13 protein-coding genes are annotated in these 13,094 nt (G+C 68.2%); 7 read left to right on the plus strand and 6 right to left on the minus strand.

Annotated features, from left to right (window positions below; all coding sequences use genetic code 11):
• Together SM754_RS11620 and SM754_RS11625 are read left to right on the plus strand one after the other, a co-directional pair.
• Positions 1–876 carry an ABC transporter ATP-binding protein gene (locus SM754_RS11620; RefSeq protein ID WP_501993785.1) on the plus strand — a complete coding sequence of 292 codons (876 nt, stop codon included), beginning with the start codon at positions 1–3 and terminating at the stop codon, positions 874–876.
• Positions 873–1,688, plus strand: a complete 816-nt coding sequence (locus SM754_RS11625) for an ABC transporter ATP-binding protein (RefSeq protein ID WP_323676402.1) — start codon at positions 873–875, stop codon at positions 1,686–1,688. The genes SM754_RS11620 and SM754_RS11625 overlap by 4 nt, the downstream gene beginning before the upstream one ends.
• Before the next feature lie 75 nt (positions 1,689–1,763).
• On the opposite strand, the gene SM754_RS11630 is transcribed toward SM754_RS11625, so the two are convergent.
• From SM754_RS11630 to SM754_RS11650, 5 genes are all read right to left on the minus strand, one after another.
• Positions 1,764–2,675, minus strand: coding sequence for a DUF4397 domain-containing protein (locus tag SM754_RS11630; protein ID WP_323676403.1), 912 nt, complete (start codon positions 2,673–2,675; stop codon positions 1,764–1,766).
• Positions 2,676–3,155: 480 nt separating this feature from the next.
• Positions 3,156–4,448 (minus strand): ABC transporter substrate-binding protein, encoded by a 1,293-nt coding sequence (locus SM754_RS11635; protein WP_501993780.1) that lies wholly within the window; start codon positions 4,446–4,448, stop codon positions 3,156–3,158.
• 261 nt (positions 4,449–4,709) lie between these two features.
• Complete coding sequence (locus SM754_RS11640; protein ID WP_323676405.1) at positions 4,710–5,285, minus strand: CBS domain-containing protein; 576 nt, start codon at positions 5,283–5,285, stop codon at positions 4,710–4,712.
• Positions 5,286–5,523: 238 nt separating this feature from the next.
• Entirely contained in the window at positions 5,524–6,282 is a 759-nt protein-coding gene (locus SM754_RS11645) for a GTP cyclohydrolase III (protein WP_323676406.1), read from the minus strand.
• 121 nt (positions 6,283–6,403) lie between these two features.
• Positions 6,404–6,727: a DUF5785 family protein gene (locus SM754_RS11650; protein ID WP_323676407.1), complete on the minus strand. Its 324-nt coding sequence runs from the start codon at positions 6,725–6,727 to the stop codon at positions 6,404–6,406.
• A 196-nt stretch (positions 6,728–6,923) separates the two neighbouring features.
• On the opposite strand from SM754_RS11650, the gene SM754_RS11655 reads away from it, so the two are divergent.
• Positions 6,924–7,214: a hypothetical protein gene (locus tag SM754_RS11655; RefSeq protein ID WP_323676408.1), complete on the plus strand. Its 291-nt coding sequence runs from the start codon at positions 6,924–6,926 to the stop codon at positions 7,212–7,214.
• A 134-nt stretch (positions 7,215–7,348) separates the two neighbouring features.
• Here SM754_RS11655 and mct read toward each other — a convergent pair whose 3' ends face one another.
• Entirely contained in the window at positions 7,349–8,617 is a 1,269-nt protein-coding gene (mct, locus tag SM754_RS11660) for a succinyl-CoA:mesaconate CoA-transferase (RefSeq protein WP_323676409.1), read from the minus strand.
• 149 nt (positions 8,618–8,766) lie between these two features.
• On the opposite strand from mct, the gene glmS reads away from it, so the two are divergent.
• From glmS to mch, 4 genes are read left to right on the plus strand one after another with little or no spacing between them, the layout of a single operon-like run.
• Positions 8,767–9,201, plus strand: a complete 435-nt coding sequence (glmS, locus tag SM754_RS11665) for a methylaspartate mutase subunit S (protein ID WP_323676410.1) — start codon at positions 8,767–8,769, stop codon at positions 9,199–9,201.
• Between the two features lie 6 nt (positions 9,202–9,207).
• Positions 9,208–10,695 carry a methylaspartate mutase subunit E gene (locus SM754_RS11670; RefSeq protein WP_323676411.1) on the plus strand — a complete coding sequence of 496 codons (1,488 nt, stop codon included), beginning with the start codon at positions 9,208–9,210 and terminating at the stop codon, positions 10,693–10,695.
• Positions 10,685–11,956 (plus strand): methylaspartate ammonia-lyase, encoded by a 1,272-nt coding sequence (locus tag SM754_RS11675; RefSeq protein WP_323676412.1) that lies wholly within the window; start codon positions 10,685–10,687, stop codon positions 11,954–11,956. Before SM754_RS11670 ends, SM754_RS11675 begins: the two co-directional genes overlap by 11 nt.
• A gap of 25 nt (positions 11,957–11,981) precedes the next feature.
• Positions 11,982–13,091, plus strand: a complete 1,110-nt coding sequence (gene mch / locus SM754_RS11680; RefSeq protein ID WP_323676413.1) for a 2-methylfumaryl-CoA hydratase — start codon at positions 11,982–11,984, stop codon at positions 13,089–13,091.
• The last annotated feature ends 3 nt before the right edge of the window (positions 13,092–13,094 follow it).

Here is a 13,094-nt window from a genome sequence, read left to right on the forward strand (position 1 = left end):
ATGAGTGACGCCGAACCCTCCGACGCGCCCGACGGCGACTCGGACGGTGTCACGGTCCCGGACGCCGACGCGGACGTCGATCTGGACGCGGTCTCCGGGACCGCGGACATGGTCGACGTCCCGCTGAAGGTCCGTGACCTCCGGAAGACGTTCGGCGGTATCACCGCCGTCGACGGCGCCGGCTTCGAGATCGAGAAGGGCTCGATGACGGGCCTCATCGGTCCGAACGGCGCCGGGAAGTCGACGACGTTCAACTGTATCACGGGCACGTACACGCCCGACTCCGGCGTCGTGGAGTTCAACGGCGAGGACATCACGGGCCTGGAGCCGTACGAGGTCGCCGAACGCGGACTCGTGCGGACGTTCCAGATCGCACGCGAGCTCTCGGAGATGACCGTCTTGGAGAACATGATGGTCGCACCGATGCATCAACGCGGCGAAACGCTCTGGCGGTCGGTGTTCGCGCGCGGCGACGTCAACAAGCAAGAGGAGGAGATCCTCGAGCGCGCGTGGGAGACCCTGGAGTTCTTCGACATCGAGCACCTCGCGAACGAGTACGCGGGCAACCTCTCCGGCGGGCAACGCAAGCTCCTGGAGATGGCGCGCGCGCTTCTGACGGACCCGGAGATGCTCCTGCTCGACGAGCCGTTCGCGGGCGTCAACCCGACGCTCGAGGAACGGCTTCTGGAGCACATCCACGAACTCCGCGACCAGGGGTACACGTTCCTCATCGTCGAGCACGACATGGATCTCATCATGCAGAACTGCGAGAAAGTCATCGTCATGCATCAGGGGCGCATCCTCACCGAGGGAACGCCCGAGGAGGTACGGAACAACGAGGACGTCATCGAGGCGTACCTCGGAGGTGAGGTATGACGGACGGATCGACGCCGAGCGAGTCAGCGTCGGACGCGACCGCCGGCGGCTTCCAGCCGGACGGTGGAGCGGCGACGAGCGCGGCGACCGACGTGACGCTCTACGAGGAGAGCATCCTCTCCGTGCGCGACCTCGACGCGGGGTACGGCGACCTCCAGATCCTGACGGGCGTCGACATGGACGTGAACGACGAGGAGTACGTCACCATCGTCGGGCCGAACGGCGCGGGGAAGTCGACGGTGATGAAGTCCGTGTTCGGGTTGACGAGCCACATGGGTGGTTCCGTGCAGTTCGGGACGAACGACATCACGGCGATGCGTCCGGAGGACATCATCCACCTCGGGCTCGGGTACGTCCCGCAGAACGACAACGTGTTCGGGACGCTCACGGTCCGCGAGAACCTCGAGATGGGCGCGTACATACTCGACGACGTCCCACAGGACTCGCTCGCCGAGGTGTTCGAGCGGTTCCCCATCCTGGATGAACGCCAGACGCAGAAGGCGGGGACGCTCTCTGGCGGGCAACAGCAGATGCTCGCGATGGGTCGCGCGCTCATGCTCGACCCGGACCTCCTCCTGCTCGACGAACCGTCCGCGGGACTGGCGCCGGACCTCGTCGCGGAGATGTTCGACAAGATCGACGAGATCAACGACGCCGGGACGGCGATTCTGATGGTCGAGCAGAACGCGAAGGAGGCCTTGCGGCGTTGCGACCGCGGGTACGTGCTCGTCGACGGGAAGAACCGCTACGAGGACGAGGGGACGACGCTCCTGAACGACCCGCAGGTCCGACAGGACTTCCTCGGCGGATAGCGACCGTCACCGCCCTTCGAACGAACCGGAACCACCGGCCACGCGCCGGTGGAGACCGACCGCGGACGGTCGGCTCTACGCGACCGTCGTCTCGTTTCCGGCGGTCGTTGCAGTCGTCGTCTCTCCTTCAGTCGCCGTCTCTCCGGCGGTCGTCGTCTCTCCGCCGGTCGTCGTCTCAGTCGTCTCGTTCCCCGTCATCTCGTCGTCGGACGGGAGGGAGACGGTGAGCGAGGCGTCCTCGGTGAGGAGCACCTGGAAGGGCGTGTCCGCGGGTGCGGCCTCGGTGTCCAGGTAGCCGACTGCGAGCGCGGAGTACGCCTGTCCGCCGTCGAGCGAGACGTTCGCGGTCGCGACGACCGATTCGTTGTTCCCGGCGGTCGCGGGCCTGATCTCGACGGTGTAGTTCCCGGCGGGAACCGACACGTAGTCCGAGGCGTTCCGGAAGGTGACGTTGTCCGCGAGCACGACGCTCCCGTTCGCCGCGGTGACGTCGACGGCGGGCGCGTCCGGCGAGAGGTGCACGACGCTCAGCGCGCTCTGGTTCGCGCCGGGCGTGAACGCGTCGTCGTCGAACAAGGCGGGTGCGAAGGCCGTGTCGGACGCGTTGGCGTCCTCGGATACCTCACCGCTGGCGGCGACGGTCCTCACCGTCCGCGGTTCGAGCGTGACCGCCCCGTCGAACACCGCGGTCTCGGTGCCGTTCGCGACGATGGAGACGTTGTACGTCCCCGCGGGCAGTGAGAGGTAGTCGCTGACGTCCCCGAAGGTTACGTTCGAGAGTACCGTCTGGTTCTCGACGCGGACGTCCACGGCGGGCGCGTCGGGCGACGCGTGCGCGACGCGGAGGTACGTGGTGTCCTGACTCACCTCGTGGCTGTCTGTGGCTTGATTCGAGTCGATGACTGTGGCGAACGCCACGGTACTCCCGGCGAGGGCGACGGCGAGTACCACGGCGAGCAGCTTCGTCGATGTGGATTGTGAACGCACGGATAAGCACGCGTGGCGCTCGTCGCTTTGTTATGACGCGCTGACGACCGACCCCGAATCCGGGCGGTCGAGGTACGTCCCTGCTACCGATTTCACGCCATCGCGGGCGTCCCGAGACGCGACCGCGGCGTGTCGAGTCGGTGAGCGACGAGCTGCTGGTCGTCGCATCGACGCCCGACCCCCTCGGATGGTCGTCGCATCATCGCGGCTTACTCGACCGGCTCGACGACGTCACCGGGTGGACGCGATCACCCGACCCGACGAGTAATCCGGTCGTGACACCGACCGCCAGGGACTGGCCGTCGCGTTACCCGCACGTAACATCCGGCTGTGAACCGTTCACCCGTGAAACGTCGAGCGAGTTCGTGAACGACGTGATAACGGTCCAGCACCGGTGGTTCGCTCAGCCGGTTGCGCCGCTGTCGACCGTGGTGTCGAAAGAAATCGGCGTGATTCGCGTGCCTGCGTGGTGTCGCGCGCCTACTGTGCGCTCATCGCGTCGCTGACGACGGAGCTGTACGAGGATTCGCCCTGGTTGAACGCGACCTGGCGGAAGACCTCGCCGTCGAACTCGTCCTCGAACACGCCCGAGAACCGCTCGGAGAGCTGCTGGCCGTAGTCGTTGTTGACGTACAGCGTCGCGGCGCTCTCCGCTTCGAGACGTTCGCTCCCGACCTGCGCCATGACTCGACCCTGGAGGCGGTCCGACGGTGCCGTCCGGAAGACGTAGTCGTTGTCCTCGAGGTTCGTGACGGACAGCGCCGTCGAGGACGGCGAGCAGCCGACGACCTCGTTCGGGATGAGGACCTCCTGGCAGACCGGGACGTTGACACCGGAGGACGCGCTCCCGCAGATGTACGGGAACCCGGCGTTCACGAGAGAGTTCGCCGCGGAGACACCGGACTGGGAGTTCGTCTCCGTGTCCTCGAGCTGCGTCGTGACCTCCATGTCGATGTCGCTCTCGTTCACCTGCATCGCGGGGAGCTGTGCTGCGCGGATCATGTCGGCGCCGGTGGACGCGAGCGCGCCGGTCTCCGGGAGGAGGATGCCGACCATGATCTCGCGGCCCATGCCGCCGGGCATATCGTCCGCGCTCGGGCCTTTGCCCTTGGGGTTAGCGCCCTGGAACTGCTGGACCTCCTGGCTCTCGGTGCCGCCCTCGATGAAGTTCCAGATGGCGTACGCGGCGGAGGCCGGGTCGCCGTTCTGGTCGAAGTTCACCGAACTGGACGTCCCCTGGAAGTTTATGTCCTCGCCGTTGGCGGCGGCTTCGACGCCTTCGACGAAGTTCTCGACGCCGACCTCCATGCCGCCGGGGTTGGCGACGTTGCGCATCTGGTCACGGATGGCGGTCCCGCTGTTCTCGCCGGCTGCGGCGTTCGCGAGGATGCCGATGGCGACGGAGTCGTAGGACTGCGTCGAGAACACGCCGGGGGATTCGCCGTACTCGTCCTCGAACAGCGACGTGAACGCCTCCTGGTTCGGGCCGCCGGCGGCGGGTGCGGTGCCGGTGATGTTGCTCATGTCGTTCCCGACCTGTCCTGGCAGGTCGCCGTCGCGGAGGCCGTCGGGGATGAGGATGTCCGTGTCGTCGCCGTAGGAACTGTAGAAGTCCCGGAACAGCTGGATGCCGTCTTCGGGGTAGCCGACGACCGTGAGCATGTCGGGGCCACCGCCGCCGCCGCCGAGTCCGCCGATACAGCCTGCGGTGCTTGCGAGTCCGGCCGCGCCGATGCCACTCAGTACGTCACGTCTTCGCACGTTCCGTGCCATGTGAGTCTCTTACAAAGGCGGGTGTAATAAGTCTGACCCCACCACCACCGTTTCGTGGGGTGGTTCCGATGGCTCTCGAACGGGTAAATCCGGCCGTTCCAGGGCCGAGTGTATAAATGGGCGGCCGACCGGCGGGGTTGGCCGACCGACCAGTGCGTGCCGACTCGGGCGGCTGCGTCGAGACAGCGACGGCCCGGAGCCGACGTCGAGTAGCGACGGGCGACGACGGGAGAGCCGACGTCGGGCAGCGGTGAGTCGCCCTCAGACGTCAAGGCAGTTGTCGCAGACGAGCTGGCCGTTCCGGTCGGTGAGCGTGTCGCTGAGCGATCCGCAGACCTCGCAGATGCTCTGGGGGTCGTACGTGGCGTCCTCGGCGGGCTGGCTCCTGTCGTCGGCGACCGGCATCCCGCCGTTCTCGACGAGGTCGCCGGCCGTCGGCTCGGCGTTCCCGGGTGCGGTCGCGGAGCGCGCACCGAGGACGTCGTCGGCGGCGAGCACGCCGAACAGTTCCTCGCCCGCGGTGACGACGAGATGACGGATGCTCTCGGTCCCCATGCGTTCGGCGGCGAGCGCGAGGGACTCCTCGGCGTCGATGGTGACGACGGGCTCGCTCATCACGACGCTCACCTCGGTGTTCATCGGGTCGCCGTCCTCGGCGATGAGCCCGACGACGTCCCGTTCTGTGACGATACCGACGGGTTCGGAGCCGCGGAGGACGACCGCGCAACTGGTGTCGTCCTCGTACATGAGTTTCGCCGCGCCGTTCACGGAGTCGGTCTCCGTGACGCCGACGAAGTTCCTGGCTGCGACGTCGCGAATCGACACGTCCGCATTCATACGTGAACGATTGGCACGACCGTTCTAAAAGCTACCTCCAGCAGACTTAAGCCCGTTCCAGCTTATACGGGCGCGGAAACCGACCGGCGCGGCGCTGGTCGGAGTGCGTCCGCGTCCCTCAGGAGAGTGGGTCACGCGAGACGTTCGTTCGTCGCGGACGGCGCGTCGACGTCGCCGTGACCGCCGGCGTGCGCGGCGGTGCCGTCTCGATTCCGTCTCGGTGCGGTCTCGGTGCCGTCTAGTGGAACTCGACGGTCGTGTTGCGGGCGCGACAGTCCTCGAGCGCGTGCTTGGCGTCCATCCCCGCCTCGTGTGCGGTCCGGTCGGAGCTGACGCCGACCTGCAGCTCGACGTCGGCGTCCGCCTGCACGTGCTCGATGGCCGCCCGATACTCGCTCTCGGCGAGGTCCGGGACCGTCGCGATGACGTTGTCGCCGCCGACGAAGAACGCGAGCCCGTCGTACTCGGTGTAGAGGTGCCGCATGAGGGACGCGTACCCCTGCTCGATGTGCGTGAACGTCTCGAAGGCGTCGAGTTCGTCGGTGTACTTGCCGGTCGCGTCCACCACGTCGAAGTGCGCGATGGTGACGTCGTCCTCGCGTCGATGGTCGCCGGCGATGGTTCGCCCCGCGAGCACCTCGCGCCGGGACTTGTCCTGCGCGCTCCCGTGGTCCTGCACGAGTTCGGTCGCGTCGACGAGCGCCTGCGCGGGCGTCGTCCCGGTCGCGGTCGCGACGCTCAACGTCACCGGGTAGCGGTTCCGCACCGACTCCTGGATGAGCTCGAGGTCGGCGTCGTCGAGCCCGTTCGTCACCGCGATCATGTTGTCGAACCGCGTGAAGAAGACGTACCCACCGCGGTTCCCGACGAGCTGGGACAGGTCGGCGTACAGGCGGGATTGCAGCGTCTGGAGGTCGACCTCCCGGCGCGGTTCGGGCGTGACCGTCCAGGGACCGTAGTTATCGATCTGGAAGAGAGTGACCTGAGTGTTCGTCACGTTGGCGGGACGTAGCGGAGCCGGCGGCTTAAGTCACCCTAAACGCGACGAACGTCGTTCGCTCGCGTGCCGACGGCTGGGTGGTCGCTGGTCGTTGACGCGTGCTGGAAGGAGTCCGCCGTCAGGCCGGCTTGATGTTCGACTCGCCGGCTTTCGGCTGGTACTCCCAGAAGTCCCCGGAGCGCATCGCGCGACCGATGGTCTTGTGGAAGTCGACGATGTCATCGAACTCGTCCTTGTCGACGTGCTCGAAGACGTCGGCGACGCTGACGACGCGGCGGTGGTTCAGGCGGACGGGTTCGTCGGCGTGTTCGTCGACGAAGTCGGCCGCCTTCAGCGGGAAGTCCTCGTCCTCGTCGAGCCGCTTCGCGAGGATTGCCATCCCGTACTTCCGCATGCCCTCGCTGCCTTCGTCTCCGTCGGGGTCGAACGGCCAGTCGGTCATACGAGAGCGTCCGGATGGAAGGCGCAAAAGGGTTTCTCTCCCCGACGACGCCGCCGACTGTCGCGGGGCTTACTGACTGCACGGTCACGTCGACTGTCGCGGGGCTTACTGACTGCCACGGTCACGTCGACTGTCGGATGACCTAGGGGGTTTGGCCGGTGACTTGGGCGTCGGAGGGTCGAAGACGCGGGTAGGAATGTCCGAATCCGTCTCTCCTGCCGGTGGTCATGGGGATGCGACGACGAACCACGAGACGATCCGTCGGTGGGCCGAGCAGCGAAACGCGAACCCGGCGCGTGCGAGCGCGAACGGTGACGGCGCCCTCCGGTTCTCGTTCCCGGAGATGGACCGGTTCACGGTCGTCCCGTGGCGCGAGTTCTTCGCGACGTTCGAACGCGAGGGGCTGGCGTTCGTCTACCAGCCCGAGGAGGACCCAGGGGTCGACTCCAGTCGGTTCTACAAGTTCGTCGACCGCGCGACGGTGTAACCGGCGGGTCCGTGTTCGGAGCCGCGTCGCCGAAGTCAGTTGCTGCACGCGAGGCCGTCGACGGTCACGTGTCTGGCGTGCATGGTGGGACGTACGTCCGCGAACGAGAAATAGCGGGACTGTCAGGGGGTCGCTCAGTCGTCGCCGCTGGCGCGCGGGCGTTCGCGGTCGCCGAGGAGTTCGTCGCGGTGCTCGTCCAGCAGTGGGGCGCGACCGCGGGGCCCGGTGGGGGCGTCGCCGAACTTGATCGGGCAGCCGGCGACGGTGACGTCGCGGTCCGCGCCCGGTTGTTCGACGTCCGCGAGCATCCCGCGGTCGTGGACGTGCGGGTCGTCGAAGACGTCCGCGGCGTCCTGGACGGGTGCGGCGGGGACGCGGCCGTCGAGCAGGTCGACGATGTCGTCCGCGGTCAGCGTCCGCGTCCACTCCGCGATCTGGGGGCGGAGGTCGTCGCGGGCGCGGACTCGACTGGCGGCGTCGGGGTAGTCGGCGGCGAGGTCGGGGCGGTCCATCGCCTCGCAGAGTTCGTGCCAGTGGCCGTCGGAGAACGCGGCGATGACGACGTGGCCGTCGTCCGTCTCGAAGGCGTTGTACGGGAACAGCGTCGGGTGGCTGTTGCCCTGGCGCGTGAGGACGTCGTCGTCGTACGAGTAGTGGTAGACGGCGCGTTCGCACATCGAGACCATGGCGTCGTACATGCCGGTGTCGACGTAGCTGCCTTCGCCGGTGCGTTCGCGGCGGTGGACGGCGGCGAGGATGCCGACGGCTTCGAGGACGGCGGTGAAGAGGTCGCCGATTCCGGGGCCGACCTTCGTCGGCGGACCGTCCTCCTGCCCGGTTATCTCCATGACGCCGCCGAGCGCCTGTGCGACGAGGTCGAAGCTCGGCTGGCCCTGCCGGTGGGTCTCGCCGGTGCGTGGGTCGCCGAACCCGCGGATGCTCGCGTAGATCAGTTCGGGGTTCAGCTCGCGGAGGTCCTCGTACGCGCAGCCGAGGCGTTCCATGGTGCCGGCGCGGTAGTTCTCGACGACGACGTCGGCAGATTCGACGAGGTAGCGGAAGTCCTCGCGGTCGTCGTCGTCGCCGAGGTCGAGTTCGACGCTGCGCTTCCCGCGGTTGACGCTCTGGAAGTAGCCGCCGTAGGGTTCGTCGGCGGCGTCGTCGACGTGCGGGGGGTTCGAGCGGATGAGGTCGCCGCCGGGGCGTTCGACCTTCACGACGTCCGCGCCGAGGTCGGCGAGGAGCATGGTGCAGTACGGGCCGGCGAGGACCTGCGTGAGGTCCACGACGCGGAGGTCCGAGAGCGGGCCCTCGTCGCCGGTGGTCCCGGTCGGGGCGTCGCGCTCGGTGTGGCTGTCGGCGCGGGTCGAGGCCGGCTCGTCGCCGGCGTCGCGTCCTGGCATGAGGCGTCCGTGGACGCCGTCACGCAAAAACCTTCCCAATAGATAATGATGGTGTGGTTTATTCTCAAACGCACCCTTCAACGTGTATAAGGAATATTATCATGATAGACCATTATCTTTAACTATTGTTCATCCAACTAAGCGAGTACATGGCCGCGACAGTCACTCTCGGTGTCATCGGGTCCGACGCGCACGTCGTCGGTATCACCATCCTCGAGCAGGCCCTCTCCGCAGCAGGGTTCGAGGTTCACAATCTCGGCGTCCAGACCTCCCAGGAGGAGTTCGCCGAGTCCGCAGCTACCCACGACGCCGACGCCGTACTCGTCTCCTCGCTCTACGGTCACGCGGAGCAGGACTGCCGCGGCTTCCACGAGACCCTCGAGGAAGCGGGCGTCGACACCGTCACGTACATCGGCGGGAACCTCGCAGTCGGCCAGAACGACTTCGAGGAGACCCGACGCACGTTCCGCGACATGGGTTTCGACCGCGTCTTCGACAGCGAGACCGGTCCCGAGGAAGCGATCCGCGCCCTCGAGATGGACTGCGCGCACAGCGAGCGCGATACAGAACGCGTCACCGCCTGATCCCGGATGTTACGCGACGAACGCATCCCGGCCGAGCAGTTGCGACGCACCGACGCGGACGTCCGCGGGAACTGGTCGACAGGCGGCGCCGTCGACTTCGAGGAAGCCGTCGAGTTTCACGAATCCCTGCCCGCCAGCAAGCGGTTCGCTGACGTCCTCGAGGACGCCGACCGGCCGCTCCTCCAGCCGCGAGCGGGCGTCGCCCGTCTCGACGAACAGGTCTCGCTCCTGGAGCACCTCCAGGACGAAGGGCAGGCCGACCTCCTGCCCACGACCATCGACTCGTACACGCGCGACAACCAATACGAGAAGGCCCAGACCGGACTCGAGGAGGCGCGCGAGACCGGGAAGGCCGCACTGAACGGGTTCCCGGCGGTGAACCACGGCGTCGAACGCTGCCGGGAGCTCGTCGAGGCGCTCGACGCCCCCATCGAGGTCCGGCACGGGACGCCCGACGCGCGACTGCTCGCGGCGATCACGTTCGCGGGCGGGTTCCAGAGCTTCGAGGGCGGCCCAATCAGCTACAACATCCCCTACTGCAAGGAGAACTCGCTCGCGGACACCATCGAGCACTGGCAGTTCGTCGACCGGCTCGCTGGCGCGTACACAGAACGCGGTATCACCATCAACCGCGAGCCGTTCGGGCCGCTGACGGGGACGCTCGTCCCGCCGAGCATCGCCATCGCGGTGATGCTCGTCGAGGGGAAGCTCGCGGCGACGCAGGGCGTCCGTTCGCTGACGCTCGGGTACGGGCAGGTCGGGAACCTCGTCCAGGACGTCGCCGCGCTCCGCGCGCTCAAGAACCTCGGCGAGCAGTACCTCGACGACAGCGTCGAGGTGACGACGGTCTTCCACGAGTGGATGGGTGGCTTCCCGCCGGACGAGGCGCGCGCGAACGGCGTCATCGGCCTCGGCGGGACGACCGCGGCGGTCGCGGAACCGGACAAGGTCATCACCAAGTCGCCCCAGGAGTTCCAGGGCGTCCCGACGAAGGAGGCCAACGCCGCGGGGTTGCGGACGACCCGCCAGATGCTGGACATGGTCCGCGAGCAAGCGATCACTCTCGAGGGCGTCGACGAGGAGCAGGAGCTCATCGAGCGCACGGCGATGGAGCTCGTCGACACCGTCGAGGCGCACGGCGACGGCGACGTCGCACTCGGCGTCGTCGACGCGTTCGCCTCCGGGGCGCTCGACGTGCCGTTCGCGCCGAGCGACGCCGCGATGGGCGCGGTGCTTCCCGCGCGGGACGACGACGGCCGCGTCCGCATCTTCGAGTTCGCGGAGCTCGACGTCAGCGACGACGTCAAGGAGATCCACGGGAACTTCCTCGACGAGCGCGCGCGAACGGAAGGGCGGGAGCGGTCGTTCAAGATGGTCGCTGACGACGTCGACGCCATCAGCGACGGTCGCCTCATCGGGCGCCCGAACCCGGGCGGTGACGCGGCCGGCGACGATGCCGCCGCGCCCAACGGAGGTGAGTCGCGTGCGGATTGAGCGCGTCCGCGCCGTCCCCACCGTCTCGGGGTTCTTCTTCGACGACCAGCGCGCCATCAAGCGGGGTGCGACCCAGGACGGGTTCGCGTACGACGGCGACCCGGTCACCGAGGGGTTCGACGCCGTCCGCGAGGCCGGCGAGGCCCTCACCGTGGAGCTCGACCTGAGCGACGGGACGACCGTCTCCGGGGACTGCTGTGCAGTGCAGTACTCCGGGGCGGGCGGTCGCGACCCGCTGTTCCGCGCGGACCGCTACGAGACGGTGGTCGCGGACCGCGTCGCGGACGCACTCGAGGGTCGGTCGGCGAGCGAGTTCGGGACGAACGTCGCCGAGCTCGCCGCGATGCCGGGCGAGGACGACCGGGAGCAACTCCATACTGCGGTCCGGTACGGCGTGTCCCAGGCGCTGCTGGCGGCGGCGGCGCACGCGAACGGCGGGACGCGAGCGCGAACGCTCGCCGACCACCTCGGGACGACGCCCGCCACGGAGCCGGTTCCGGTGTTCGGCCAGTCCGGCGACGACCGGTACGTGAACGCCGAGAAGATGATGATAAAGGGCGTCCCCGTCCTCCCGCACGGGCTGTTCAACAGCGTCGAGAAGCTCGGCGCCGAGGGCGAGGGGCTCCGCGAGTACGTCGCGTGGCTCACGGACCGCGCGAGCGAACTCGGGCCCGACGACTACCGGCCGCGCCTCCATCTGGACGTGTACGGCGTCATCGGGGACGTCTTCGGTGCGCCCTACGACCGCGCCGAGGTCGTCGACTACTTCGGGTCGCTCGGCGAGGCGGCGGGCGACCACCCGATACAGATAGAGGGCCCGATGGACGTCGGCGGGCGCGCCGAGCAGATCCACGCGATGACCGAGCTCCGGGACGCGCTCGCGGACGCCGACGTCGACGTCGACCTGGTCGCGGACGAGTGGTGCAACACGTTCGAGGACGTCGAGGCGTTCGTCGACGCGGGCGCCGCGGACGTCGTCCAGGTGAAGACGCCCGACCTCGGCGGCATCCAGCGGTCGGGCGAGGCGGTCCGGTACTGCGAGGGCACGGACGTTCGCGCGTACCTCGGCGGGACGTGCAACGAGACCGTGACGTCGGCCCGGGCGTGCGCGCACGTCGCCCTCGCGACGGACGCCTTCCAGGTGCTCGCGAAACCCGGGATGGGGTTCGACGAGGGCTACATGGTCGTCGAGAACGAAATGCGGCGCGCGCTCGCTCGCGACGACGCCGAGGCGACGACCAGAGCGGTCGCGGACGATTGATGCAGACGGCTACCGACTCCAGCACATGACAGGCGACTTCGAACTCTCCGACGGCGAGACGTTCCGCGCGGCACTCGACCGCGCCGCAACGAAAGCGAAGGGGAACTGCTTCGAGGACTTCGCGGACGGCGACGAACTCGAGCACGACCCCGGGTTGACGCTGACGCGTCACGCCAGCGAGACGTGGGCGGGGCAGACGCTCAACCACGACCCGGCGTACTGGCGGCCGGACGCGGCCCGCGACCGCGGGTTCGATTCGGTGCCCGCGCACCCCGATTACGTCACCGCGGCGGTGATGGGGCCGACCGTGGAGGATCTCTCGGAGAAGGGCGGGTACTTCCTCGGCCGGACGAACCTCCGGTTCCACGCGGACGCGGTCGACCTCGGGACGACCCTCCAGGTCCGCAGCGAGGTGCTCGACACCGCGACGTCCTCCTCGCGACCGAACTACGGCATCGTGACGTGGCGGACGGAGGGCGTCGACGCCGACACCGGCGACCGGTTGCTCTCCTACGAACGCACGAACATGATCCCGCGCCGGAACCCGCCCGCGGCCGACGGCGGCGAGCACGAGTCCGTCGACGAGCCTCCCGAGACCGACGACCGTGATCTCGGCCTCCCGGGGACGTTCGTCGAACCTGACGGCGGGCACTTCGAGGACTTCGCGGCGGCGCTCGCGACGACCGAAGACACGCATGGGGGCGACGCGGCGGTCGCGTACCGCCACGAGCGCGGGCGGACGATGGACGCCGTCACCGTCAGCCAGCTCCCGCTGATGACGCTGAACACCGCGAAGCAGCATCACGACGCGAACGTCATGGCGGACTCGCCGTCCGGCGACCTCGTCGCGTACGGCGACGTGACGCGGTCGACCGCGCTCGGGAACGCCCGCAGCGACGAGGCGACGTGGCGCGAGGTCGGGTTCGACGACGAGCGCTTCCACACGTTCGTCACGCCCGGCGACACCGTGTACTGCTTCACGCACGTCCGCGACGCCCGCGACGAGGACGCCGACGAACGCTACGGCACCGTCGAGTTCGAGCACGTCGCGTTCAACCAGGACGACGACCCCGTCTACTCGGGGACCCGGACCGCACGGATACAGAGACGCTCGACGACGAACGCAGGCAACTGATAC

This window comes from Halorubellus amylolyticus (assembly GCF_034808145.1).
Taxonomy (GTDB): domain Archaea; phylum Halobacteriota; class Halobacteria; order Halobacteriales; family Natrialbaceae; genus Halorubellus.